We start from the raw sequence: 25,270 nt of genomic DNA on the forward strand, positions 1-25,270 counted from the left end.
GTGTTGCGCGCCGTCCTCTTGTTTGGGGGGTTTTGTGTACGCCCACTAGGCCCCACGCAACGGCACCTGAACAGCGGGACCGCCAGGGCCGCGAACTCGAGCGCGCCAGCGCTCCAACAACCCTGAACAAAACTTCATCCTGCCCACGATGGTGTGCGAACCTCTCCGTCGCAGTTCTGCGATCGGCTACGTTGTCGATTGCTTCACCCGAGGCTCTGCGCGTTATACAGGAGAGTTGAGTCAATGGCGACCATCGAACATCTGCGGACCGACCCGGACTTGCCTCCGGTCGGTGTCGTCGATCGCACGCCGATCACCCCAGCCAAGAAGGCCGTGTTCGCGGGGATCGCCGTGCTCGGCGCCGTCGCGTGGACGATCATCGCGTTCGTTCGCGGCGAGTCCGTGAACGCGGTGTGGATCGTGATCGCGGCGGTCTGCACCTACATCATCGCCTACCGCTTCTACGCGCGGTTCATCGAGTGGAAGATCACCAAGCCGCGCGACGACGTGGCCACACCCGCCGAAATCTATGACAACGGCAAGGATTTCATGCCGATGGACCGGCGGGTGCTCTACGGGCACCACTTCGCCGCCATCGCGGGCGCCGGTCCGTTGGTCGGGCCGGTGCTGGCCGCGCAGATGGGTTATCTGCCCGGCACCATCTGGATCATCGTCGGCGTGGTGTTCGCCGGCGCGGTGCAGGACTACCTGGTGTTGTGGGCCTCGACCCGTCGACGCGGCCGCAGCCTCGGCCAGATGGCGCGCGACGAGCTCGGCGTCGTCGGTGGTGTCGCGGCGATCGTGGCGATCCTGGTGATCATGACGATCTTGCTCGCGGTGCTGGCGTTGGTCGTGGTGAATGCGCTCGGCGAGAGCCCGTGGGGCGTGTTCTCCATCGCGATGACCGTCCCGATCGCGCTGTTCATGGGTGTTTACCTACGGTATCTGCGTCCGGGCGCGGTCGGTGAGGTGTCCGCGATCGGCATCGTGTTGCTGCTGGCCGCCATCATCGGCGGCGGTTGGGTGTCCGAAACCGAGTGGGGCGCGGACTGGTTCACGCTCTCGCGCACCACCATCGCGTGGTGCCTGATCGCCTACGGCTTCATCGCCTCGGTGCTGCCGGTGTGGCTGCTACTGGCCCCGCGTGACTACCTGTCGACGTTCATGAAGGTCGGCACGATCGTGCTGCTCGCGGTCGGCATCCTGATCACCATGCCGGTACTGAAGGCTCCCGCTGTCTCGGAATTCGCGCACACCGGTGCCGGTCCCGCCTTCGCGGGCAGCCTGTTCCCGTTCCTCTTCATCACCATCGCCTGCGGTGCGCTCTCGGGTTTCCACGCGCTGGTCTCCTCGGGCACCACGCCGAAACTGCTGGCCAAGGAATCCAATGCCCGCATGATCGGCTACGGCGGCATGCTGATGGAGTCGTTCGTCGCGGTGATGGCGATCATCACCGCCTCGATCATCGACCAGCACCTGTACTTCGGCATGAACGCTTCGGCGGGCCTCACCGGTGGTACGCCGGAAGGCGCCGCGAACTTCACGAACTCGCTCGGCCTGTCCGGTCCGCCCGCGACGCCGGAACTGTTCGCCGACGCGGCCTCGGATGTGGGCGAGAATTCCATCGTCTCGCGGACCGGTGGCGCCCCGACGCTGGCGGTCGGCATCTCGGAGGTGTTCTCCAACTTCCTCGGCGGCTCGTCGATGAAGGCGTTCTGGTACCACTTCGCGATCATGTTCGAGGCGCTGTTCATCCTCACCACCATCGACGCGGGCACCCGCGTCGCCCGCTTCCTGGTCTCCGACGCGCTGGGCAACTTCGGCGGCGGGTTCAAGAAGTTCCGTGATCCGTCGTGGCGGATCGGCGCCTGGCTGTGCTCGCTGATCGTGGTCGCGGGCTGGGGCGGCGTGCTGCTGATGGGCGTCAACGATCCGTTCGGCGGCATCAACGCGCTGTATCCGCTGTTCGGCATCGCCAACCAGCTGCTCGCCGCGATCGCGCTGACCGTGGTACTCACCATCATCGTCAAGCGTGGGCAGTGGAAGTGGGCGTGGATTCCCGGCATTCCGCTGGCCTGGGACCTGGTGGTCACGATGACCGCGTCGTGGCAGAAGATCTTCTCCGACGATCCCAAGCTCGGTTACTGGACCCAGCACAGCCTGTGCCAGGCCGCCAAGGACGCGGGCAAGGCCTGCCTGACGGCGAAGACACCCGAGCAGGTCGACATCGCGATCCGCAACACCTTCATCCAGGGCACACTGTCGATCGTGTTCGCGGTGCTGGTGCTGATCGTCACCGTCGTCGGTGTGCTGGTGTGTGTGAAGGCGATCCGCACGGGCACGGTGACCAGCACCGAATCCGAGGAGCAGCCGTCGAAGATCTTCTCCCCCAGCGGTTTCCTCGCGACTTCCGCGGAGAAGGACGTGCAGAAGGAATGGGACGTGTTGATCGCTGAGGGCAAGGTGAGTGCGCCCGGATCGGTGCACGCCTCTTGAGCGTGCGTGTGGTGCGGGACGCGGTCGGCCGGTTCAGATCGGCCGTCCGCGCCCCGGTGACCGTGGTCGGCCCGCTCGGCGCCGCCGCACCCGTCGACTCGGCGCGACCGCGAGCGATCTTCGGTCGGGTCCTGGCCGCGATGCGCGGTGTTGCCCGCTGGTACAGCGCGATCAACGGCGGCCAGGACTACCAGCGCTACGTCGAGCACGTGCGCCGCAATCATCCGGGCGAGCCGGTGCCCTCCGTGCGCGAGTACTGGCGCGAACGCTATGCCGAAGCCGAGCGGAATCCGACCAATCGCTGCTGCTGATCCGGGTGCGCACCACTCAGGGATCGATGGCTGATTTCCGCTAGCACCCCGCCGTGGCCGGTGCCATTGTGGAACTCGTGACGATCACCGCTTTGGACTTCGAAGGCTGCTACCGGGCGGTCTCCACCCGCGACTCCCGCTTCGACGGGCAGTTCTTCACCGCGGTGCGCACGACCGGCATCTACTGCCGGCCGTCGTGCCCGGCGATCACGCCCAAGCGGGCCAATGTGTCGTTCCTGCCCACCGCGGCGGCCGCGCAGCAGGCCGGTTATCGCGCCTGCCGACGCTGCCTGCCCGACGCCGCGCCCGGTTCACCGCTGTGGAATGTGCGCGCCGACCTGGCCGCGCGCGCCATGCGGTTGATCGGCGACGGGGTGATCGAGCGCGGTGGGGTGACCGGGCTGGCCGCCACCCTGGGCTACTCGCAGCGTCAGCTCACCCGGGTGCTCACCACCGAACTCGGAGCCGGGCCGCTCGCGCTGGCCAGGGCGCATCGCGCGCATACCGCGCGACTGCTCATCCAGACCACCGAGATGCCGATGTCGGATATCGCCTTCGCTGCCGGGTTCGCCAGCATTCGGCAGTTCAACGAGACCGTGCGCGAGGTGTTCGCGGTGAGTCCGACGACGATGCGAACCGAGTTGCGCCGATCGCCGCGCGCCGATGTCGTCGTGCCCGGCACACCCGGTCTGCTCACCTTGCGGCTGCCGTATCGGGAGCCCCTCGATACCGGCTGGCTGACCTGGTTCCTCTCGGCGCACGCGGTGCCGGGGATGCAACTGTGGGAGGACGGCGTCTACACGCGCAGCCTACGAACTCCGCACGGCCACGCCACGATTCGGCTGTCGTTCCAGCCGGGGCACGTGCGGGCCGAGTTGGCGTTGCGGGATATGCGTGATCTCGCTCCGACCGTCGCACGAGTGCGCCACCTGCTCGATCTGGACGCCGATCCATTGGGGATCGATGTCGCGTTGGGCATCGGCGAATCCGCTATTCCTACTACAGATTCGGGCGCCGCTCAGATGAGCGCGGGCCACGGATTCACGCCGGGAATCCGGGTGCCGGGGTGCCTCGACGGACCGGAGTTGTTGCTGTGCACCATGATCGGGCAGCAGATCTCGGTGCGGGCGGCGGGCACGCATGTCGCACGGCTGGTCGATGCGCTCGGCGAACGCATCGACGGACCGGTGACGCGGCTGTTTCCGACCGCCGCGGCGGTGGCCGAGCACGGCGCCGAGGTATTGACAGGGCCCGCGCGCAGGGTGGCGGCCATCGTGTCGGCGGCGCGGGCGATCGCCGACGGCGAACTGGTGCTGCATTCCGGCCGCACTGCCGCCGACCTGCGGCGTGACCTGCTCGCACTCGACGGGGTCGGGCCGTGGACCGCCGACTACGTCACCATGCGATCCCTGGCCGATCCCGACATTCTGCTCGACACCGACCTCGTGGTTCGCCAGGGTGCGGCGCGCGCGGAAATCGACCTCGCCGACACCGCTCGCTGGGCGCCGTGGCGCTCCTATCTGTCCATGCACTTGTGGAAGACCGCGCTCGAACATCGTGGCGCGCTCGTCCGTGAACCTTCTCTCCAGGAAGCGAAAACCCATGACTGACACTGCTCTTCGTCGCGCCGATGTCGCGACCGTCACCACACCGATCGGCCCGTTCACCACCGTCGTCGATACCGACGGTGCCGTGCTGGCCTCGGGCTGGACCGGCGACGCGGCCACCCTGACCGGACTGATCCACGCCACCTTGCGCCCCACCGAACTGCGGCAACGGGATTCGCTCGGTGCGGTCACCCAGGCCGTCCTGGCCTATCACGCGGGCGACCTGACCGCGATCGACGTGATTCCCGTTCGTCAACGCTCGGGCGAATTTCTGATCCATGCGTGGGAAGTCCTGCGCAAGGTGCCCGCGGGCGAGCCGGTGACCTACACCGAGTTCGCCGGACTTTCCGGACGCCCCGCGGCCACACGGGCGGCGGCCAACGCCTGCGCGCGCAATTCCGCCGCACTGTTCGTGCCGTGCCATCGCGTGCTGCGGATCGGTGGAGCGCTCGGCGGATTCCGCTGGGGGCTGGAAGCCAAGGCCTGGTTGCTCGCCCACGAGGGGTGAGCATTTCGTCAGAGCGCACCGCCTTATAGCTGGCCACCGTATCCGTTATTTGATCAGGACATCTGTCACCGAGACGCGCGGTATGCGGCAATTGAGTGCGTTTGCTTGTTGGTGGCCGACAGCCGTAATACTGGTCGGATGAGGTGGATTCGCGACTTCTACGCAGATGAGGGCATTTGGCTCCTGATCGAACTTGGTGACGATGGCTGGCCGAACCGGCACGTCGATCTGCGAGGTGCTGACGGTGAGCCGGTCACGGCCGCGTCGCTGGCGGAGGTGACATATGCACGAAACCACGGGGGACTCGCTGCGGTTCAGGTGTACGAGCGCAAATACGGTGTGCTCGCGGAGGGTAGCGCAGCAGATTGGGATGTCGAGGCCAGTGCCCTCGAGCAAATAACGGCCGAGGAATTCGAAATGGCCTGGATGATGGCTCGTCAAGCGATCGAGCACCGATTTCCTGCAGATAGCTGAGCGGATCCCCTGGCGACAACCCGCTCGGTCATCGGCAGATGCGGACGTTCGTGACCACGCTCCCGGCAGCATGAGCGGGTGGTGGCGGATCAAGCATCGGCATAGGCTGCCTGACAATGGCTCGGGAACCACCCGCGCATCCCGGGGAGGTGATCGAAATGCGCGATAGGGAGCGCATCGTGGGCGAGCTGCAAGCGCGGGCTCAGCGGGGAGAAACGCCCGCTGAAGTGGGCGCCTGGTTGGTGCAGGAGCTTGGGGCGGTCCAGGAGATACAGCTCGTCAGCTACATGTTTCAGGCCTTCGAGATCTCCCTGAAGGCGCTGAAAGGTGCGTATGACTGGGTGGGCCTCGGCCATGGCGGCGCGATGACCGATGATGAACTGAACCAGCTGATAGGTCCCCTGGTAGTCCGTTCTGGCGACCGCGAGTTGGTCCAGCATCCGGATGGTTCCAGGACTGCGTGACAGACCTCGAAACAGCCCCGTAAGCGGCATGAGAGTGCGTCGGGTCGCTAGCATCACGAGCGTGGGCGACCGGGACCGGCCGAGCGAGCGGGTTGTTGAGCAGCGACTGCGAAACCGCGCGATAGAGGCACTGCAGACACTCGCCGAGGGGGACGAGGGTGTTCGTACATGGGGGTACGGGGAATACATCAACGAGTTCTTCGACGCCATTGACGACGACAGTGCGTGGCTATGGCGCGAATGGTCGACGTTCACACCGGCAGAGGTGACCGCGCTCGACAAGGTGCAGCGAGCACTCCTTGATGCCTGTGCTGCGACACCTCGGATCTCGTCCGATGAGGAGTTCGTCGATTCGGGGTGGCCTAGGCGTATAAAGCCGGTCGCGGCTGCGGCGCTCGAACTGATGCAGTCGAGAGGTCGTTTTCGAGAGGATAGCGAGGAAGATGCGCCTTCGCGTACGAACTGAAACCCACACCACCGATCGCGCGGGAATCGGCATGAGCGGACGTTCCAAAGCGGGCAATTCGCGGCGGAGTCACCGAACTGTGCGGTCGGTGACAGCAGTGATGAAAATCTGGTGACAGGATCAGCGCGCCGCGTCTCGGGCGTCACGAGTGGTGACAGATGCGGTGGTCGGCCACACGCCTACCACCCGGCGCGGGCGCTCACGGTCCTCTGCCGACAAGGCCTGGAAGCCTGGCGCTCAGCTGGCATGACGATCAAATGTCACCCGTCAAGTAATCAGTCCAGCTAACTCAGATTGGATCTTTTATTCAGGTCCAGTAGACCGGATTCTGTTACCCATGCTCACTCGTCGCTTGATCGCGCTGTACCTCGGTCTGTGGTTGTACGGCACCTCGATGGCGGTGATGATCCGAGCCGGGCTCGGGCTCGACCCGTGGGATGTGTTCCATCAGGGGGTCGCCGAGCATGTGCCGTTGAGTTTCGGCATGGTGACCGCGCTGACCGGGGTTGCCGTGCTGCTCGCCTGGATTCCGCTACGGCAGCGGCCGGGCCTCGGGACCGTCAGCAACGTGGTGGTGATCGCGATCGCGGTCGATGCCGGACTGTGGTTGATCCCGGCCGTGGACGGACTGTGGTGGCGAGTACTGGCCATGATCACCGCGGTGGTGGTGAACGCCGCGGCCACGGTGCTCTACATCGGCGCGGGCATGGGCCCGGGGCCACGCGATGGACTGATGACTGGACTGGTTGCCCGGACCGGTTGGCCGGTCTGGACTGTTCGCACGAGCATCGAGGTCTCGGTGCTGGCCACCGGCTGGTTCCTCGGCGGCAGCGTGGGCATCGGCACGCTGGTCTACGCGTTCGGCATCGGCCCGCTGGTCCAGCTGATGATCCCGCTCGTCGACGGCCGACTGCCCGGCTTCACCTCCATGTCGCGGCCGGTACCCCTGCTGGAGAAGGATCAGGCGGCAGTACCGGCCGACTAGGCGACGGTGGTCTCCAGGTGGGAGCCGGTGCGGCCGCGCAGGACATGGAGGCGACTGGGGATGCGTTGGCGCATCTCGTCGACGTGGCTGACGACGCCGACCACTCGACCGCCTGCGCGGAGTTCGTCGAGAACGCCCATGACGGCGTCGAGGGTGTCGGCGTCGAGGCTGCCGAAACCTTCGTCGATGAACAGCGTGTCCAGGACGAGGCCGCCGGATTCGGCGGCGACAACATCGGCGAGGCCGAGCGCCAAAGCCAGTGAGGCCATGAAGGTTTCGCCACCGGAGAGGGTTTTCGCCGAACGGATGGCGCCGGTGTAGTCGTCGCGGACGTCGAGCCCGAGGCCGCCGCGTCTGCCCCGGGGGCCCGCCTTGTCCGAGTGGACGAATTCGTAACGGCTGCCCGACATTCGACGCAGGCGCAGCGATCCCGCGACCGCGACTTCTTCGAGCCGAGCGGCAAGAACATACGAGCGCAACGACATTCGCCTGTTGTTCTCGCCACGACCGGCGACCACTTCCGCCAGCGCCGCCAGCTCGTCGAAATCACGCTGCTTGGGCGCGATTCGCTCGACTTCTGCCCACAGCTGCGTTCCCAGCTGTTCGAGCTGGGCAACCCGCTCGGTGGCCGCCGACTGGGCCGCCACCGCCGCGGTGAGCGCGCTCTGAGCTTCGGTGAAGCGCCGCTCGAGCGCGTGGAGGTCGCCCGGGGTCTGCTCGGCGACGGCACGGATCTGCGGTTCGGCGAGCACCGCCTCGGCATGGGCGCGAGCCCGGTCCGCGGCGGTGAGTTCGGCTTCGATGGCGGCCTGCTGTTGGGCGGTCCGCGCGACGGCGTTCACGACCTGGGCGTAGGCGGTCAGGAGGGCGATGTCGTCGCGAGGCGGTCCAGGCTCGACCACCGAGATCTCGGGGGGCTCCTCGTCGACGGGGTCTTCCTCGATGAAGTCGAACAGGCTGGGCATGTCGGGTTCGGCACGGACCGCGCGCACGGGCTCCGGATTCGCCTTCACACCATTGCCGAGCCCAGCGTCGGCGGCAACCTCGACGTCGGGATCGGCATCGCACGAAACACCATGGGCCGCAGTTCGACTGGAGTCGGTAGGCGGTGCCTCGTACCCCTCTGGGACGAGACCAGCTGTGCGGGAGAGGCTTTCCACACGGGTCGCGATGGTGCGGACGGCGTCGCGTGCGGTGGTCTCCTCGGCGCGGGCGGTGCGCAGGGCGGTGGCGGTGGCGATGAGGGATTCGAGGCGGGTGGCGCGAGCGTCGACGGTGCCGTCGGCGCCCGCGGCGGTGCGCAGGCGGGCGGTGAGTTCGTCGAGCCGGGTGCGGGTGGCGCAGATGTTGGCGGTGACGGTGCCGAGCCGTGCGTCGAGGTCGCGAGATCGGTCGTGCAGGGCAGTTTCCTCGGTGCGCAGGGCCTCGAGTCTGGTGGTCAGGGCGGGAGCGCGATCGGCGGCTTCGGCGGTGTCGTCGAAGCGGTGGGTGGCGGTGCGGACGGCGTCGGCGAGCGTGACGGGGTCGGCGTCGCCACCGCGCGCGATCAGTGCCTCGATCTCGCGCTCGATGACACCGATGCGTTCGGCGATGCGATCCCGGGCGGCCTCCGCGGCCTGTTCGGCCGCATGGGCGGCGTCCTCGGCGTCTTTGGAGACCGCGTCATCGGTGGGCTGCGCGGGCTCGGGGTGCTCGGCGGAGCCGCAAACTTTGCACGGCGCGCCCTCGACGAGGGCGCCCGCGAGTTCGGCGGCCATACCCGCGAGGCGGCGGGTGCGCAGGTCGAGGACGCGCTCCTTGGCTTCGAGGTGCGTGCGCCAGGCACTGTCGTGCTCACCCCGAGCCTTGTCCAGAGCCGGTCGGCGCCGGGTGATTTCGACGGCGGCCGCGGCCGAGTCCTGCCACTTGGTCAGCTCGTTGCGCACCCCGGGCAGCGCGGCGGCCGCGTCGGTGGCCTCGCGCAGCTGTTGCTGAGCGGAACCGATCGCCGTCGGCAGTTCGACCCGCCGCCGGGCCAACTCGGCCGCGCGCTGGGTGAGCCGGGCGGCTTCGCTCTCGTGCGCGGCGAGATCGCCGGCGAGCCCACGGGCGGTCACCGCATCCGCGCGCACCTCACCGAGGACACCGAGCAGCGCGTTCCACTGGCTGATCGCCGCGTCGAGATCACCGTCGACATCCACCGGACCCGCGCCCGAAGACGTACCACGCTCCGGCGCGGCGACGCCGTCTCGGCCGCCGTCATTCGGGCCCGTCGGATCGTTCGTCACGACAGCCAGCAGGTCTACGCCCGCGATGTCGGCGGCCGCGGGGTCGTTCAGCCGGCCGACCAATTCAGCGGCGGCGCTTCGGGTGGCGCCTTCCGCGCGACGCACACCGCGCACAGCGGAGCGGGCTTCGTCGATGGCTTGCACGACCGGCGCGGCGCGGCGGGCCGTGGCGAGTTCGTGTTCGAGTTCGGCACGGCGAGACGCGGAGCCGGTGTAGTCGGCCAGTTCGCTGCGCGCTGCCGCCATCCGCGTGTGCAGCTCGACGACACGGCGTTGCTCCTCGGCTTCGGTGCGGGCTTCGGCCGACTCCTTCTGGCGCAGTTCGGCATTCGCGGTGGCCTCGGCGAGGGCGGCGCGGGCGGTCGCCAGCAGCTCCTGGGACCAGGTCACCGAGTCGAGGACGCCGACCGATTCCGCGCCGCCGTAGCCGCCTGCCATGCCGACCTTGGTGATCAGGCGGTCTATGCCCTGCTTGCGGGAGTCCAGGTCGGCGGCGGCGGCGCGGCGGCGATCGGACAGCCACTGCTCGGCGGTACCGAAACGTTGGGTGTCGAAGAGCTTTTCGAGCAGTTTCTCGCGGTCCTCGTTCTCGGCTCGCAGGAACTTGGCGAAATCGCCCTGCGGGAGCAGCACCACCTGGAAGAACTGGTCGGCGCTCATGCCGAGCAAGCGCAGGACCTCGTCACCGATGTCGGTCAGGCGCGAGAGGTTCTCGCCGCTGCCGTCGAGCCAGGTGAGAGTGGCTTGGGGTTGCAGGAGCCTGGTTCCGGTGCCGTTCTTCTTCGGGCGCTCGAATTCGGGCGACCGGGTCAGGCGCACGAGGCGACCGCCGAGGGTGGCCTCCAGCACGACGCTCGGCGGTGTCTGCGGATCGGCGTGGTCGGAGTGCAGGCGCTTGCTCTCGCCGCGCGCACCGGGCACCTTGCCGTAGAGGGCGAAGGCGATGGCGTCGAGGATGGTCGTCTTGCCCGCACCGGTGTGCCCGTGGAGCAGGAACAGCCCGTCGGCGCCGAGCGCGTCGAAATCGACGACGGTGGTCTCGGCGAACGGGCCGAACGCGGTGAGTTCGAGTCGGTGCAGTCTCACGCGACGCCACCGGCGAGCGTCACCGTCACGGCCCCTGCGCGGCGGTTCACGCGGTCAGCTCCGAGGCAACCGGCTCCTGGCCGGATTCGACAAGGACCGAGTCGTTTTCGCGCACCGCGGCGGCGAGCGCACGCTCCACCCACGCCATCTCCGCCTTGCTCGGGGTGCCACGCACGTCGGTCAGGAAGCTCGCCGCGACCTCCGTGTCGCGACGACCGTGTACCCGCTCGCGGTAGTGCAGCTCCGGATTGCCCTGCGGGCGTTCCCATTCCACGTGCACCGCGTGGGGGAACCGCTCGCGCAGCTTGCGCATCGGGTCCACCGGACGGGTGGTGTCGGTGAGTGTGGCCGACACGTAATGCTTTTCGGCCGCGGCGTATTCGACATCGGTGAGCAGGGCTTCGATGGTGCCGGTGAGCCTGCTGAGCCCGCGGACCAGCGGCAGATCGTGGCGATGCACCGCGGCGAGCCCCCGCGCATCGAGGTCGACGATCCAGACCGCCTTGCGATGGGAACTCTCACCGAACGAATACGGCAGCGGAGATCCGCTGTAGCGCACCGACTCAGCGAGGGTCTGCGGCGAATGCAGATGGCCGAGAGCCACATAGTCGATGCCGTCGAAAGCCGACATCGACACCGTTTCCACGCCACCCACCGAGATGGACCGCTCCGAGCCCGTCGCCTCCCCGCCGACCACGAACGCGTGCGCCAGCACGACCGTGCGGGTGGCGCCCCTGGCCGCGATGTCGGCACGGATCCGCGCCATCGCGGCATCGAGGATCTCCGCGTGCGAATGCGCCTGCGGCACGCCCAGTTCGGTGCGGGTGATCTCCGGTTCCAGATACGGGATGCCGTAGAACGCCACCTCACCGTCGCCGTCGGGGACCACGATCGGCCGGTCCGCGTCGGCGACCCTCGTGCACAGGTGCAGGCCACCGGCCGCGGCGAAGCTGGCGCCCGCACCGAGCCGGGCCGGCGAATCGTGATTGCCCGAGGTGGCGACGATCGTCGCGCCCGCCGCCCGGATCGCCTCGAATCCGCGATTGCAGACCCCGATGGCGTCGGCGTTGGGGATCGAGCGGTCGTAGATGTCGCCGGGCACCACCACCACGTCGACGGATTCGGTCGCGACCAGGTCCGCGACGGCCGTCAGCACCCGCGCCTGATCGGCCAGCAGGTCGACACCGTGAAAGGTGCGCCCGATGTGCCAGTCGGAGGTGTGCAGGATCCGCATGTCGCGAACCGTAGGGCACGCCCCCGACAGAATTCAATCGACGCACCACACGCGTGTAATTCACCGGCGTGGCGAACAGCGCGGTACATACACCGCCGCCGCCGGGGAAACCGCGAACTCGTCGGTGGCACGGCCGCCGCCATGCCCGATTTGCCGGGGAATTGCGAACTTGTCGGTGCCCTCGGGCAGTATCGCCTCCCATGACCGCTTCGATGCTCGTCGCGCTCGTCTTGGTATTCGCCGCAGGCTTCGGTCTCGGCTGGTTGGGCCATGCCGCCCGTGGTGGGCAACGCGCCGCCACCGCGGAGGCCCGGCTCGCCGCGGCCGGGGACAATCAACGGTTGCTGCAGCAGTCGCTGCACTCGGCCAATGAGGATGCCGCGCGCAGACATTCGGCCGCGATCGGCGCGATGGTCGATCCGCTCCGCGACGCGGTCGGAGCGTTGGAACAGCAGATCCGGCAGGTCGAGCACCATCGGATCGACGCGTATTCGGGGTTGCGCGAACAGGTCGCCGGTATGCAACGCACCTCCCATCGGCTCTCCGATCAGACCGGCCAGTTGGTGGCCGCGCTGCGCGCCCCACAGGTGCGTGGGCGGTGGGGCGAGATCCAGCTGGAACGAGTCGTCGAACTCGCCGGGATGACCCGGCACTGTGATTTCGACACGCAGGTGAGTCGGCCCGGTGGCGACGATCGCGGCGTGGTCCGTCCCGACATGGTGGTGCGCCTGGCCGGTGGCCGACACATCGTCGTCGACGCGAAGGTCCCGTTCTCGGCCTATCTGGACGCGGCGACCACCGACGATCCCAGCGCACGCGCCCAATTACTGGCCCGCCACGCCAAGCACCTGCGCGCCCACGTCGACCAACTGGCCGACAAGGCGTACTGGGCGGCCTTCGATCCGGCACCGGAATTCGTCGTGCTGTTCGTACCGGGCGATCCGTTCCTCGACGCCGCGCTCACCACCGACGCCGACCTGCTGGAGTACGCGTTCGGCCGGAACGTGATTCTGGCAACCCCCACTACCTTGATCGCGCTACTCCGCACGGTGGCGTTCAGTTGGCGACAGGAAGCGCTCTCGCGGGATATGGCAACGGTGCAGCAACTGGGCAAGGAGCTCTACACCCGGGTGGGCAAGGTCGCCGAACATCTGGACAATCTGGGCGTGAATCTCGGTAAGGCCGTAGCCGCTTTCAACGCGACGGTGGGCTCGGTGGAGTCGCGGGTGATGGTCACCGCGCGCCGGATGCACGATCTCGGCATCGCCGATCAGGAGCTCCCGGCAATCCGCCTCACCGAGACCCGACCACGCGTCGTCGCGTTCGCCGACGCCGAGGATCGCGTCTGAGATCCCCGTGCCGTAGCGCCCACAGGGCCGATGTGCAGTTAGTGTCATAGTGTGGCTGCTTCCCAACGTGCGCGACCCCGGGTGCCCGCGCCGCAACGTTCGATCGTGCCCTCGGTACCCGGCATCCCCGCCTGGGCCGCGATTCTGCTCGCCTCGGGTGCGACGGGTCTCGGGTTCCTGATCGACGCACTCGGCGGAGAGACCTACCCGACCGGCACATTCTCGACCCTGTACGTACTCGGCTGCGTGCTCGCCGTCTGTGCCGTGCGCTTGCGCGGTCTGTTCGCCACGATGGTGATGCCGCCACTGTTGTTGTTCGTCGCGGTGCCGGTGGCCTGCCAGCTGCTGGGTGGGCGTGCCACCACCTCCATCAAAGACCTCCTGATGAACCTGATCATCCCGCTGGTGGAGCGTTTCCCCACGATGGCGCTGGCGACCGTGCTGGTGCTGGCGATCGGCGGTGCCAGAATCGCGCTCGCCAAGCGGATGCCCAACACGGCTCGTCCCACGCCGGAACGCAAGACCGAGCGCAAGCCGGCCAAGCGCCGTCGCCCCGAACCCACCCCCGACCTCGCCACCGCCGCCCGCAAGCGGCCGCGCCGTGGCACCGCGGTGATGGACGAGCCCGACACCGAGGTCGATATGGCGAGCCCGGCTCGCCGACCGGCCCGGCCGAGCGACCCGAAACGCGCGCCCGCCGCCAGGCCTCGTGAACCCCGCGCCGCCCGCACCCCCGCCGCGCCCCGCGAGTCCGACCCGCGCGCCCGGGCCGCCGCACCCCGCGACCCTGAACCGGCTCGCGTACCGCGCCGCCGCGGCGAGGCACCCCCGCACCCGCAGCCGAACGTGCGCTACCGCGACCGTGCCGACTCCGCCCGTACCGAACGCCGCCGCCCGGACGCCCCGTGACCTCAGGCCTGCTTGGCTTGATCCTTGCGCGCGGCGCGAAGTTCGCGGGGTAGCGAGAAGACCAGCGTCTCGTTGGCCGTGGTCACCGGCTGCACCTCGCCGAAGCCGTGCTCGGCCAGCAGATCGAGTACTCCGGTCACCAGGATCTCCGGCACCGAGGCGCCGGAGGTGATGCCGATGGTCTGCACGCCGTCGAGCCAGGCCGGATCGACCTCGCGGGCGTAGTCGACCAGATACGACGCCTTCGCACCCGCGCCGAGGGCCACCTCGACCAGTCGCACCGAGTTCGACGAGTTGCGCGAACCGACCACGATCACCAGATCGCATTCGGGCGCCATCGCCTTCACCGCGGTCTGGCGGTTGGAGGTGGCGTAGCAGATGTCGTCGCTGGGCGGATCCTGCAGTGTCGGAAAACGCTGGCGCAGCCGCTCGACGGTCTCCATGGTCTCGTCGACCGAGAGCGTGGTCTGCGACAGCCAGATCACCTTCGACGGGTCGCGCACCGTCACCTTGTCCACCGAGTCGGGGCCGTCGACCAGTTGCACGTGTTGGGGCGCCTCGCCGGCGGTGCCTTCGACTTCCTCATGGCCTTCGTGGCCGATCAGCAGGATGTCGTAGTCGTCGCGGGCGAAACGCTTGGCTTCCTGGTGCACCTTGGTGACCAGCGGACAGGTGGCGTCGATGGTGCGCAGGTTCCGTTCGGCGGCGGTCTCGTGCACGATCGGCGCGACGCCGTGCGCGGAGAACACGACCAGCGCGCCCTCGGGCACCTCATCGGTCTCGTCGACGAAGATCACGCCCCGCTCACGTAGCGTTTCCACCACGTGCCGGTTGTGCACGATCTCCTTGCGGACATAGATCGGGGCGCCGTGCTTCTCGAGAGCCTTCTCCACGGTCTCGACGGCACGGTCGACGCCTGCGCAGTAGCCGCGCGGCTCGGCCAGCAGCACGCGCTTGCCACCGGCAGTGGGCGCGCCGGCGGAGCGCGTGATACCGACGTTCAAGGGGATTGCCGAGGTCATATCCCACAGCTTACGTGCGTGCGACGGGCCCGATCAGGTCGGATCAAGGGGCGAAAGTCACATAACAGGGGCCTGGACCTTTGCATCACACCCGGTTTGCGGCAGGCTGGGGGCATGTTTCGACCTCCGTTCCTGGCCAGGGTGGCCGCCGGCGCCGCCGTATACGCCTTAGAAGAGACCCGGCGACTCCCCGTCGCCGCGGTCAATCTACCGATCACCGCGCTCAGTCGCGTGCTGCAGACCACCATGCATGTGCAGCAGTTCGTCACCAGCCTCGCGCTCAAGGGCGATGGCGTGTTCGAGCGGCTGGGTTCGGCTCCTGCCGAGCAGCCCGAGTGGGCCACCTTCGACGAGGACATCGAGCCCCCGGCGACCGTCAACGGCCACACCAGCCGCTTCGATCTGTTCGAGGACGCCGACCCCGCGCAGACCAACGGCAAGGTCGTGCCCGCGTCGCTGCTGCTGCTCGAGACCGAGGAAGAGGTCATCGAGCCGGCCGAGGAGCCCGCCGCGGAGGAGGTCGTCGCCCCCGAGGTCGCGATCCGCTACGACTACCCCGCGATGACGCTGGCCCAGCTGCGTGCCCGGCTGCGGATGCTCTCCGTCGAGGAGCTGGCCCAGCTGCTGGACTTCGAACAGCAGACCCGCGCCCGCGCCCCCTTCGTCACGATGCTCACCAACCGCATCGCCACCGTCCAAGCGCAATAAGAAACTCTCGCCGAGGCGGCCGTGACCCCTCGAGGGGTGCGGCCGCCTTCTCGTGTGGCAGCGCATCGCGTAGAACTGACCTATGACTCAGGACGGCGTCGCGCAAGCAGGCGCTCCGGCGAATTCGGCGGAGCAGCCGTATCCGGTGCGTTCGGTCGCGGTGAAGGTCGCCCAGTGGATCGAGCGGCTCGGCAGCATCTGGGTGGAGGGGCAGCTCACCCAGATCAATTCGCGTCCCGGCACCCGCACCGCGTTTCTGGTACTTCGCGATGCCTCGGTCGACATGTCGCTGTCGCTGACCTGCGATCCCGACCTGCTGCGCAGGCTGCCGGTGCCGTTGACCGAGGGCAGCCGGGTGGTCGTCTACGGCAAACTGCACTTCTTCACCGGCCGCGGCACGGTCTCGTTGCGGGTCACCGAGATTCGCGCGGTCGGTATCGGTGAGCTGTTGGCGCGGATCGAACGATTGAAAGCCCTGTTGACGGCCGAGGGGCTCTTCGATGCCCGGCTCAAGCGGGGGTTGCCGTTCCTGCCCGCGACCGTGGGGTTGATCACCGGACGGGCGAGCGCGGCCGAACGCGACGTCTTGTCGGTGGCCCAGAATCGTTGGCCCGCAGTGCGTTTCGTGATCCGCAATACCGCGGTGCAAGGTCCTACCGCGGTGCCGCAGATGCTCGAAGCCCTGGCCGAACTGGATCGCGACCCCGAAGTCGAAGTGATCGTGCTCGCCCGTGGCGGTGGCAGCGTCGAGGATCTGCTGGCCTTTTCCGACGAGGCCCTGTGTCGGGCCGTCGCCGCCGCCCGCACCCCGATCGTCAGCGCCATCGGCCACGAACCCGACAACCCCCTGCTCGACCTGGTGGCCGACGTGCGCGCGGCCACCCCCACCGACGCCGCCAAACGCATCGTCCCCGACGCCGCCGCCGAACTGGCCGGGGTCCGCGAGATGCGCGCCCGCTCGGCGGCGGCGCTGCGCGGCTGGGTCCAGCGCGAAACGCACACCCTCACCCAATTGCGCTCGCGCCCAGTCCTGGCCGACCCCCTGCGCGAACTGACCCACCGCCACGACGAGCTGGAACGCCTACGCACCGCCGCGCGACGCAATGTCGAACAACTTCTGCGCGGCGAGTCGACGACCACCCTGCACCTGCGCGAGAAACTCACCGCGGTGGGTCCGGCCGCCACCCTGGCCCGTGGCTACGCTGTCGTGCAGCGCGTCGCCGGTCCCGAGCGACACGTCGTGCGTTCGATCGACGACTCCCCCGCGGGCAGCCAGCTGCGCATCAGGGTCGCCGACGGCGCCGTCACCGCCGCGGCGCTGGGCACCCAGCGACTGACGCCAGAGACCACCGACGAGAAGAGGAAGTGACCGTGGCCGACGCCGGTTCCGAGAACACCGACACCCTGGCCGAGATCGCGACCTTCGGCTACGAACGCGCCCGCGACGAGCTCATCAACGTGGTGAAGATGCTCGAACAGGGCGGCCTCGACCTGGACGACTCGCTGGTGCTGTGGGAGCGCGGCGAAGCCTTGGCCACCCGCTGCGAACAACATCTCGCCGGCGCCCGGCGTCGCGTGGAGGACGCCCTGTCGCGCGCGGATCTGGACGCTACCGACTGAGCAGTCGTCCGACTTCGCCGTTGCTCACTTCGACAGCGGTTGAGCGGATGTGATCGCCTGGGCCAAAGTGGTGAAGGCAGCCTCGTTGCCCGCGCCGGTGATCAGGACGCGCACCCCGCCCAGGTCCGTGATCCACCCCGTTTCCTCGGTCGGCTCGGTGTAGACGACCCACTTCTGCCCGGCCACGTCTTGCATTCCGGTCGGGTAGCGCGAGCCGAGAACATGCCGCGACAACGCCTCCTCGGAGGCGTCGGTCTGCGAATACCGCATGTAGGTGCCCTGCGGGGTGATGTAGCCGACCGTGCTCACCACGCCGCCGCCGGCGGTGGCGATGGTGTCGCGGCTACCCGAGTTCGATACCCAGTCGTGCGGCAACGCCGGATTGCGGATCGGGAACGACAGCGATTTCGCGTCGGAGGTCAGCGCGGCGTCGGCGTCGAAATGCGGGATCTGGCCCTGCGTGGGGCCGTTCGTCGCCACCGTGCACTGGCTCGCCACCCCCGCCAGTACCACCGCGGCCAGCACCAACGGGATCAACGACCAGAACAGATCGCGGTAGTCGTTGAAAATGCGGTGCTTGGTCTGTGCCACGGCTACCAGTATCCACTCGAGTGCCGACCAGGCCACCGAGGGGTCATCGCGGAGGTCGTGCACGAGCGTGCCGTTTCGAAATGCGACAATGCCCCCGTATCACCAACGCCAAGGAGGCACTCCGCAATGACGGCATCACCGCCCGCCCCCAGCCGCCGCGAGGCACCCGATCGCAACCTCGCACTGGAGCTGGTCCGCGTCACCGAGGCAGGCGCGATGGCGAGTGGCCGTTGGGTCGGCCGTGGCGACAAGGAAGGTGGCGACGGCGCGGCCGTCGACGCCATGCGTCAACTCGTGAGCTCGGTGTCGATGAAGGGCATCGTCGTCATCGGCGAAGGCGAGAAGGACGAAGCGCCGATGCTCTACAACGGTGAGCTCGTCGGCGACGGCACCGGCCCCGAGGTCGACTTCGCGGTCGACCCGGTCGACGGCACCACCCTGATGTCGAAGGGCTCCCCCGGCGCCATCTCCGTGCTCGCGGTCGCCGAGCGCGGCGCCATGTTCGACCCGTCCGCGGTGTTCTACATGCACAAGATCGCCGTCGGCCCCGACGCCGCGGGCTCGATCGACATCACCGCCCCGATCGGCGAGAACATCCGCCGCGTGGCCAAGGCCAAACACCTGTCGGTGTCCGATCTGACCGTCTGCATCCTGGACCGTCCCCGTCACGAGGACACCATCCAGCAGGCGCGCGACGCGGGCGCCCGCATCCGCCTCATCTCCGACGGTGACGTCGCGGGCGCCATCGCCGCCGCGCGTCCCGAGTCCGGCGTCGACATCCTGGTCGGCATCGGCGGCACCCCCGAGGGCATCATCGCCGCCGCCGCGCTGCGCTGCCTCGGCGGCGAGCTGCAGGGCATGCTCGCCCCGAAGGACGACGAGGAGCGCCAGAAGGCGATCGACGCGGGCCACGATCTGGACCGCGTGCTCTCGACCACCGACCTGGTCTCCGGCGACAACGTCTTCTTCTGCGCCACCGGCGTCACCGACGGCGACCTGCTGCGCGGCGTGCGCTACTACGCGGGCGGCGCGTCGACCCAGTCGATCGTGATGCGTTCCAAGTCGGGCACCGTTCGCATGATCGATGCCTACCACCGCCTGACGAAGCTGCGCGAGTACTCCTCGGTCGACTTCGACGGCGACGACAGCGCGACACCGCCCCTGCCGTGATCCGGGGCTGGGCGCCGCGTGGTCGTACCACGGCGGCGCCCAGCACCGCACCGGTCGTCGGCACCGGTGGTGTCGCGAGTATTCCTGTCGCGGATGTGGGATTTCGCGCTGGAGTGTGGCCACCATTCGCGGTGTTCTGGTCCTAGGGTCGAACTATGGCTGACGACGACGGGCAGTACCGGATCGAACACGACACCATGGGGGAGGTTCGCGTCCCGGTCGACGCCCTGTGGCGGGCGCAGACGCAACGGGCCGTCGAGAACTTCCCGATCAGCGGACGGGGGCTGGAGCGAGCCCAGATCCGCGCGCTCGGGCTGTTGAAGGCCGCTTGCGCGCAGGTGAACAAGGACCTGGGCCTGCTCGATCCGACCAAGGCCGACGCGATCATCGCCGCGGCGGGCGAGATCGCGAACGGCGAGCACGACGACCAGTTCCCGATCGATGTGTTCCAGACCGGTTCGGGTACCAGTTCGAACATGAACGCCAACGAGGTGATCGCCTCGATCGCCGCGCGCAACGGTGTGACCGTGCACCCCAACGACGACGTGAACATGTCGCAGTCCTCCAACGACACCTTCCCGACCGCGACGCACCTGGCCGCCACCGAGGCTGTGATCACCGAACTCGTTCCCGCGCTGGAACATCTGCGCCTGGCCCTGCTGGACAAGTCGCAGCAGTGGCGCACCGTGGTGAAATCGGGACGCACTCACCTCATGGACGCGGTACCGGTGACACTCGGCCAGGAGTTCGGCGGCTACACCCGCCAGATCGCCGCGGGCATCGAGCGCGCGATGGCCACCCTGCCGCGCCTGGGCGAGCTGCCGATCGGCGGCACCGCGGTCGGCACCGGCCTCAACGCCCCCACCGGATTCGGCACGAAAGTCGTCGCGGAACTGCGGCGCACCACCGGAATCGACGCCCTCCGCGAAGCCGAGGATCACTTCGAAGCCCAGGCCGCGCGCGACGGACTGGTCGAGGCCTCCGGCGCGCTGCGCACCATCGCGGTGAGCCTGACCAAGATCGCCAACGATATCCGCTGGATGGGTTCGGGCCCGCTGACCGGACTCGGCGAATTGCAGCTGCCGGACCTGCAGCCGGGGAGTTCGATCATGCCCGGCAAGGTGAATCCCGTTCTGCCCGAGGCGGTTACGCAGGTGGCGGTGCAGGTGGTCGGCAACGACGCGGCGATCGCGTTCGGCGGGGCCAGCGGGGCGTTCGAGCTCAATGTCTACATTCCGGTGATGGCCCGCAACCTGCTGGAGTCGATTCGCCTGCTGGCCAACGTCTCTCGACTGTTCGCCGACAGGTGCGTGAGCGGACTGGTCGCCAACGAGGAACATCTGCGCACCCTCGCCGAATCGTCGCCGTCGATCGTCACCCCGCTCAACTCCGCCATCGGCTACGAGGAAGCGGCCGCGGTCGCCAAACAGGCGCTGCGCGAGAAGAAGACGATCCGCCAGACCGTCATCGACCGTGGGCTCGTGCCGGACAAGCTCTCGATGGAAGAGCTCGATCGCAAGCTCGACGTGCTCGCGATGGCCGACGTCGACCGCTGAGACCCGGCCCGGCCGGGCACGCCAGATGCCGAACGGCCGCCACCCCGCAGAGGTGGCGGCCGTTCGCGGCCGACGATCAGGCCAGGTGCGCGAGTTCCGCGCGAGCCTTGTCGCCCGCTTCGCTGAAATCGTTGCGGGAGAAGATGTTCCAGCGACGCAGCAGCGGCTTGAACACCAGTTCGGCCTCGTTCGCGCGGTCGTAGATGCCCGCCTCGGCCAGGGCCTCGTCACTGGATCCGCCACCGGGCAGATCCACGTGCGGCACCCGGAAGTCGGCGACCCGATCGGCGATCGCGCGCACCCCCTGGTCGGGGACCAGGTCGAGGGCGGCGGCGACGAGCGCGGCGAAGAACTCGGCCTGCAACTCGTCGTCGGCGGCCAGCTTCTCGGCCATCGCGGTGACGATCGGGTTCTCACCCAGCGCGGCGGTGTTGCGATGCCGAATCGCGGCAGCGGCCTCCTCGAACGCGCAGGTGGCCAGCACGTCGATCAGGTGCATGGGGGGGCGATTGAACCCGTCGGTCATGTGCTGCATGCGGGCCCGCTCGAGCGCGACCGGATCCACCGCACGCGTGAGCATGAGGTAGTTGCGGATCATGATCTCGTGGCGGTTCTCCTCCGCCGTCCACCGGCCGACCCAGCGCCACCAGGGGCCGGTGCGCAGGTGCTTGCCGAGCTCACGGTGGTAGGACGGCAGATTGTCGGCGACCAGGACGCTCACGGTCAGCGCGAGCCTGGCGGTGTCGCTGAGCTCGGACTGTTCCGGGGTCCAGTCGGTGCCGCCGAGGAAGGCGAAATTGCGCCCGTCCGACCACGGAACCTGCTCGTGCGGCTGCCAGCCGTCGGCCACCTCGATATGGCGACGCAGGTTCGTTTCCACCTCGTCCGCGAGCGAATCCAGCAGCTCGCGGTCGGTCAAAGTTTTCTGCACCCCGACAACCTAGTCCCAAATGAGCGCGGGCGCGAAGCGTTGCTCGGTCTCGTGCGCAAGCGCGGGGACCTACGGGGGTGAACCCGGGTCCCCGCGCTGGTGCGAAACGCGACTGCTACTTCGGCGTCACCGTGGTCTCGCCGTCGACCCAGGTGATGGTGCCACCGGTGAAGTCGCTCTGCTTGCCTCCGGGGATGTCCTTCTCGTCGCTGGTCGGGTAGCCCAGCGTGCCGTTGGCGCCGCCGTTCTCCTCCCACGCCTCGCGAATATCGCCCCACACGATGTGGGCGCCGGAATCCTTGCTCCAGTAGATGGTGCCACCGGTGAAGTCCTGGTACTCGCCGCCGTCGGGGCCGGATTCCTGGGCTTCCTCCGGTGCGCCGAGCGGGCTGCCCGCGGCGCCGACCGCCATGTACTTCTTGTACACCTCGCCGGAGATGGTGATGTCACCGTTCGGGGTGGAGACGGTGGTCGACTCTCCGGCCGCCTCGCCTGTCGCCGAGCCCGACGTGGTCTCGGACCCGGAGGTCGTTTCCGAACCGGGCGTGGTGGTCATCCCGCCCATCCCCGGCTCAGTGGTGGCGCTGTCCCCCGGGGCTCCGACGGCGGAGGTCACCGAGGCAACGGTGTCCTTGGCCTTGTCCGTGTCGTCGTCGCTGCAGCCGGCGGCGAGCAGCAGACCAGCCGCGGCCAGGACCGCGGCGCTTCCGGCAGCAGTACGTCGAGCGAAGTGGTTCATATCCATCCTCTCGCGAGTGGCTCCCCCGAGGGGCACGCCCTCGGATTGGAGCCTGGCCGACATCCGCAACGGCCCGGCGGAACAGTGTTCGCCGAGCCGTTGCTGGATTGGTGTCGGAGCGGATATTACCCACTGTTTGCGGTAATCAAACGGATTCGCACCGCGACGCGGCCCGATTGCCGAGGATTACGCGTTCGGCCCGTATTCCTCGAGCATCTCGGTCACCAGCGCCGCGATCGGCGAGCGCTCGCTGCGAGTGAGCGTGATGTGCGCGAAAAGTGGGTGGCCCTTGAGCTTTTCGATCACCGCCGCCACACCGTCGTGCCTGCCGACCCGCAGATTGTCGCGCTGGGCGACATCGTGGGTGAGCACCACCCGCGACCCCGTGCCGAGGCGGCTCAGCACCGTCAGCAGCACATTGCGCTCGAGCGACTGCGCCTCGTCGACGATCACGAACGAATCGTGCAGCGAACGACCCCGGATGTGGGTCAACGGCAGCACTTCGAGCATGTCGCGACTGAGCACCTCCTCCAGCACCTCGCGGCTGGCCAGCCCGTCGAGCGTGTCGAAGACGGCCTGTGCCCACGGGCCCATCTTCTCGCTCTCCGAGCCCGGCAGATAGCCCAGTTCCTGCCCACCCACCGCGTACAGCGGCCGGAACACCACCACCTTGCGCTGGGTCCGACGCTCGAGCACCGCCTCGAGCCCGGCGGTCAACGCCAGCGCCGACTTACCGGTGCCCGCGCGCCCGCCCATCGACACGATGCCGATGCTCTCGTCGAGCAGCAGATCGAGTGCGATGCGCTGTTCGGCCGAACGCCCGTGCAGGCCGAAAGCCTCGCGCTCCCTGACCAGCTGTATCCGCTTGTCGGCGGTGACCCGGCCCAGCGCGCTGGAACTGCTGCCCAGCAATCGAACACCGGTGTGGCACGGCAACTCTCGCGCATCGTCGAGGTCGATCACCGCATCGGCGTAGAGCTGATCTATCTGCGAGCCCGCGACGTCGAGTTCCACCATCCCGCTCCAGCCGGAGGTCACCACGTCCTGCGCGTGGTACTCGTCGGCCGACAATCCGACCGCGCTCGCCTTGACGCGCAGCGGGATGTCCTTGGACACCAGCACCACGTCCTCGCCCTCGGCCGAGAAGTTCAGCGCGCAGGCCAGGATGCGGGAATCGTTGGTGTCGGAGCGGAACCCGGCGGGCAGCACCGACGAATCGGTGTGGTTGAGCTCCACCTGCAGGGTGCCGCCGTCGGTGCCGATGGGCAGCGCCTGGTCGAGCCTGCCGTGCTGGACCCGCAGGTCGTCGAGCATGCGCAGCGCTTCGCGGGCGAACCAGCCGAGCTCGTGGTGGTGCCGTTTCGCCTCCAACTCACTGATCACGACCAGGGGTAGGACCACACTGTGTTCCCCGAACCGGGTGACGGCCCAGGGATCCGACAGGAGTACGGAGGTGTCGACGACAAAAGTCTTGCGACCGGAACGTGAGGGGCGAGCCCCTTTCTTCGAGGCCGAGGCCGAGGCCGTGTGCTTCGCGGAAGCGGAAACGGAGCGTGCAGCAGTCACGGTGGGCTCCTTATGTGTTCGCACGGCACCCGCGCGAACGATCTCGCTGGACCGGTCCGTCCTTGTGGGCGTTCGACGCTGAGTCAACCGCCCCGAGGGCCAGGTGCCGGCCCTCTCGCACTGAGTAGCTCAGTCACGGTCAGGACCTCCCGTACGAATCACACCGACGCGACTCGCATCACCGACGCTACCGCCGAATGAGTGGCCGCGCTGCTGGACCGGCGCACGTGTCCGTGAATTTGTCGTTAACCGGCACTGTCGCGGGCGGATCCGGCACGTGTGCCACGCCGAGGGCTAGAGTCGATGACATGTCCGATGATCAGGATCTGGAGAAGCTGTCGTCGAAGGAACTGCACGATCGCGCGGTGAAGACCGCCGTGCGACACGGCGACGTGAAGTTCCTGTGGGAACTGCTCAAGTCGATTCCGGCCGCTCAGGCCGAGGCGGGCGAGCTCGGCGAGAGCTCGGCCGACATCAAGTACGTACTGCCGATGATCGACGACTACTTCCACGCGGGCGACGGAAAGCTCGCCGACGTGCTACGTCCGACCTACCTGAACTATCTGCGCAAGCACGAGTAGCTCAGCGGCCGGTGATCGCCTTCACCACGCCGACGACGGTGCCGCGCAGGACGTTGCCCTTGCTGAAGTGGTCGTCCCACAACACGATCCGGCCGTCGCGCAGTTCGAAGGTGCCACTCACCCAGAAGCCGATCCGCACCGGGCCGACGTGCAGGTAGTCGGTGCGGTCGGTGAGCACGATGTCGCCGTCGGCGGCGATGTGGTGCATGTCCGCGGAGAACCCGAGCTTCGGACGATCAAGGCCGCGCAACAGCCCCGCGACCCGCTTCTTGCCGCGCACACTCGGCAGCGAGGCGTTCTTCCAGACGATCTCGGGATGAAGCAGTTCCAGCGCCTCGTCGATCGCGCTGAGTTCGAGCGCACGGAAGAACTCGCGGACGACAGTGACAGCGGTCTCCGGCATGTCCGGCTCGTCGGTCATGGTGTGAGCCTAGGGTGCCGATCGCGCCGGGGCCAGGGGTCTGCTCAGGTTCGCTGATCGATAGGGTCCACACCACGTCAGCGATCCTCGATTGGGCGCGGCCGAGGAATTACCTGTCCGATCCACTGACCGACCTCGTCCTGTCGGTCTACCGATCACACACGCGCGGGTATGACCGCCCTCCGCTGAACCTTCGACCGGCAGCCTTG

At 68.1% G+C, this 25,270-nt stretch carries 24 protein-coding genes; 16 read left to right on the top strand and 8 right to left on the bottom strand.

Going from position 1 to position 25,270, the window contains the following annotated elements:
* Nucleotides 1-243: 243 nt before the first annotated feature.
* From ACFWUR_RS18195 to ACFWUR_RS18230, 8 genes are all read left to right on the top strand, one after another.
* Nucleotides 244-2,496, top strand: coding sequence for a carbon starvation CstA family protein (locus ACFWUR_RS18195; protein ID WP_378908274.1), 2,253 nt, complete (start codon nt 244-246; stop codon nt 2,494-2,496).
* Between the two features lie 2 nt (nt 2,497-2,498).
* Nucleotides 2,499-2,807: a YbdD/YjiX family protein gene (locus ACFWUR_RS18200; RefSeq protein ID WP_378908531.1), complete on the top strand. Its 309-nt coding sequence runs from the start codon at nt 2,499-2,501 to the stop codon at nt 2,805-2,807.
* 68 nt (nt 2,808-2,875) lie between these two features.
* Nucleotides 2,876-4,417 (top strand): Ada metal-binding domain-containing protein, encoded by a 1,542-nt coding sequence (locus ACFWUR_RS18205; RefSeq protein ID WP_378908532.1) that lies wholly within the window; start codon nt 2,876-2,878, stop codon nt 4,415-4,417.
* The gene (locus ACFWUR_RS18210) at nt 4,410-4,922 is read left to right on the top strand and encodes a methylated-DNA--[protein]-cysteine S-methyltransferase (RefSeq protein ID WP_378908275.1); all 513 of its coding nucleotides are present in this window, start codon (nt 4,410-4,412) and stop codon (nt 4,920-4,922) included. Before ACFWUR_RS18205 ends, ACFWUR_RS18210 begins: the two co-directional genes overlap by 8 nt.
* 138 nt (nt 4,923-5,060) lie before the next feature.
* The gene (locus tag ACFWUR_RS18215; RefSeq protein WP_378908277.1) at nt 5,061-5,396 is read left to right on the top strand and encodes a hypothetical protein; all 336 of its coding nucleotides are present in this window, start codon (nt 5,061-5,063) and stop codon (nt 5,394-5,396) included.
* 179 nt (nt 5,397-5,575) lie between these two features.
* On the top strand, nt 5,576-5,860 hold the full coding sequence (locus tag ACFWUR_RS18220) for a hypothetical protein (RefSeq protein ID WP_378908278.1): 285 nt from the start codon (nt 5,576-5,578) through the stop codon (nt 5,858-5,860).
* Nucleotides 5,861-5,921: 61 nt separating this feature from the next.
* Nucleotides 5,922-6,326: a hypothetical protein gene (locus tag ACFWUR_RS18225; RefSeq protein ID WP_378908280.1), complete on the top strand. Its 405-nt coding sequence runs from the start codon at nt 5,922-5,924 to the stop codon at nt 6,324-6,326.
* 337 nt (nt 6,327-6,663) lie between these two features.
* A complete protein-coding gene (locus ACFWUR_RS18230; RefSeq protein WP_378908281.1) occupies nt 6,664-7,311 on the top strand; it encodes a YitT family protein in 648 nt (215 codons plus the stop codon).
* Here ACFWUR_RS18230 and ACFWUR_RS18235 read toward each other — a convergent pair.
* Together ACFWUR_RS18235 and ACFWUR_RS18240 are read right to left on the bottom strand one after the other, a co-directional pair.
* Nucleotides 7,308-10,664 (bottom strand): AAA family ATPase, encoded by a 3,357-nt coding sequence (locus ACFWUR_RS18235; protein WP_378908283.1) that lies wholly within the window; start codon nt 10,662-10,664, stop codon nt 7,308-7,310. The two genes, ACFWUR_RS18230 and ACFWUR_RS18235, sit on opposite strands and share 4 nt — an antisense overlap.
* Before the next feature lie 46 nt (nt 10,665-10,710).
* Entirely contained in the window at nt 10,711-11,898 is a 1,188-nt protein-coding gene (locus tag ACFWUR_RS18240) for an exonuclease SbcCD subunit D (protein ID WP_378908284.1), read from the bottom strand.
* Nucleotides 11,899-12,098: 200 nt separating this feature from the next.
* Here ACFWUR_RS18240 and ACFWUR_RS18245 point away from each other — a divergent pair, with 200 nt between their 5' ends.
* Nucleotides 12,099-13,247, top strand: coding sequence for a DNA recombination protein RmuC (locus ACFWUR_RS18245; RefSeq protein ID WP_378908286.1), 1,149 nt, complete (start codon nt 12,099-12,101; stop codon nt 13,245-13,247).
* A gap of 51 nt (nt 13,248-13,298) precedes the next feature.
* Entirely contained in the window at nt 13,299-14,156 is an 858-nt protein-coding gene (locus tag ACFWUR_RS18250) for a DUF6542 domain-containing protein (protein WP_378908287.1), read from the top strand.
* Nucleotides 14,157-14,158: 2 nt separating this feature from the next.
* Here the strand turns inward: ACFWUR_RS18250 and ACFWUR_RS18255 are convergent, their stop codons facing one another.
* On the bottom strand, nt 14,159-15,178 hold the full coding sequence (locus ACFWUR_RS18255) for a 4-hydroxy-3-methylbut-2-enyl diphosphate reductase (RefSeq protein WP_378908289.1): 1,020 nt from the start codon (nt 15,176-15,178) through the stop codon (nt 14,159-14,161).
* Between the two features lie 114 nt (nt 15,179-15,292).
* Here ACFWUR_RS18255 and ACFWUR_RS18260 point away from each other — a divergent pair, with 114 nt between their 5' ends.
* The 3 genes from ACFWUR_RS18260 (at nt 15,293) to ACFWUR_RS18270 (ending at nt 17,506) form a co-directional block, all read left to right on the top strand.
* Nucleotides 15,293-15,886: a lipid droplet-associated protein gene (locus tag ACFWUR_RS18260; RefSeq protein ID WP_378908291.1), complete on the top strand. Its 594-nt coding sequence runs from the start codon at nt 15,293-15,295 to the stop codon at nt 15,884-15,886.
* Nucleotides 15,887-15,968: 82 nt separating this feature from the next.
* A complete protein-coding gene (xseA, locus tag ACFWUR_RS18265) occupies nt 15,969-17,255 on the top strand; it encodes an exodeoxyribonuclease VII large subunit (protein ID WP_378908293.1) in 1,287 nt (428 codons plus the stop codon).
* Complete coding sequence (locus tag ACFWUR_RS18270) at nt 17,252-17,506, top strand: exodeoxyribonuclease VII small subunit (RefSeq protein ID WP_378908294.1); 255 nt, start codon at nt 17,252-17,254, stop codon at nt 17,504-17,506. The genes xseA and ACFWUR_RS18270 overlap by 4 nt, the downstream gene beginning before the upstream one ends.
* A 24-nt stretch (nt 17,507-17,530) precedes the next feature.
* Here the strand turns inward: ACFWUR_RS18270 and ACFWUR_RS18275 are convergent, their stop codons facing one another.
* Nucleotides 17,531-18,097 carry a DUF4245 domain-containing protein gene (locus ACFWUR_RS18275; RefSeq protein ID WP_378908296.1) on the bottom strand — a complete coding sequence of 189 codons (567 nt, stop codon included), beginning with the start codon at nt 18,095-18,097 and terminating at the stop codon, nt 17,531-17,533.
* A 126-nt stretch (nt 18,098-18,223) separates the two neighbouring features.
* Here ACFWUR_RS18275 and glpX point away from each other — a divergent pair, with 126 nt between their 5' ends.
* Together glpX and ACFWUR_RS18285 are read left to right on the top strand one after the other, a co-directional pair.
* Nucleotides 18,224-19,267, top strand: a complete 1,044-nt coding sequence (gene glpX, locus ACFWUR_RS18280) for a class II fructose-bisphosphatase (protein ID WP_378908297.1) — start codon at nt 18,224-18,226, stop codon at nt 19,265-19,267.
* Between the two features lie 155 nt (nt 19,268-19,422).
* Nucleotides 19,423-20,823 (top strand): class II fumarate hydratase, encoded by a 1,401-nt coding sequence (locus tag ACFWUR_RS18285; protein ID WP_378908299.1) that lies wholly within the window; start codon nt 19,423-19,425, stop codon nt 20,821-20,823.
* A gap of 76 nt (nt 20,824-20,899) precedes the next feature.
* On the opposite strand, the gene ACFWUR_RS18290 is transcribed toward ACFWUR_RS18285, so the two are convergent.
* From ACFWUR_RS18290 to ACFWUR_RS18300, 3 genes are all read right to left on the bottom strand, one after another.
* Nucleotides 20,900-21,754 carry an acyl-ACP desaturase gene (locus ACFWUR_RS18290; RefSeq protein ID WP_378908300.1) on the bottom strand — a complete coding sequence of 285 codons (855 nt, stop codon included), beginning with the start codon at nt 21,752-21,754 and terminating at the stop codon, nt 20,900-20,902.
* A 115-nt stretch (nt 21,755-21,869) separates the two neighbouring features.
* Nucleotides 21,870-22,493: an LGFP repeat-containing protein gene (locus tag ACFWUR_RS18295; RefSeq protein WP_378908301.1), complete on the bottom strand. Its 624-nt coding sequence runs from the start codon at nt 22,491-22,493 to the stop codon at nt 21,870-21,872.
* A gap of 186 nt (nt 22,494-22,679) precedes the next feature.
* A complete protein-coding gene (locus ACFWUR_RS18300; protein WP_378908303.1) occupies nt 22,680-24,059 on the bottom strand; it encodes a PhoH family protein in 1,380 nt (459 codons plus the stop codon).
* A 308-nt stretch (nt 24,060-24,367) separates the two neighbouring features.
* Here ACFWUR_RS18300 and ACFWUR_RS18305 point away from each other — a divergent pair, with 308 nt between their 5' ends.
* Nucleotides 24,368-24,640 carry a hypothetical protein gene (locus ACFWUR_RS18305; protein WP_378908304.1) on the top strand — a complete coding sequence of 91 codons (273 nt, stop codon included), beginning with the start codon at nt 24,368-24,370 and terminating at the stop codon, nt 24,638-24,640.
* 1 nt (nt 24,641) lies between these two features.
* Here ACFWUR_RS18305 and ACFWUR_RS18310 read toward each other — a convergent pair whose 3' ends face one another.
* Entirely contained in the window at nt 24,642-25,061 is a 420-nt protein-coding gene (locus tag ACFWUR_RS18310) for a limonene-1,2-epoxide hydrolase family protein (RefSeq protein ID WP_378908305.1), read from the bottom strand.
* Between the last annotated feature and the right edge of the window lie 209 nt (nt 25,062-25,270).

The sequence above is a fragment of the Nocardia sp. NPDC058633 genome, assembly GCF_042717045.1.
Lineage (GTDB): Bacteria > Actinomycetota > Actinomycetes > Mycobacteriales > Mycobacteriaceae > Nocardia.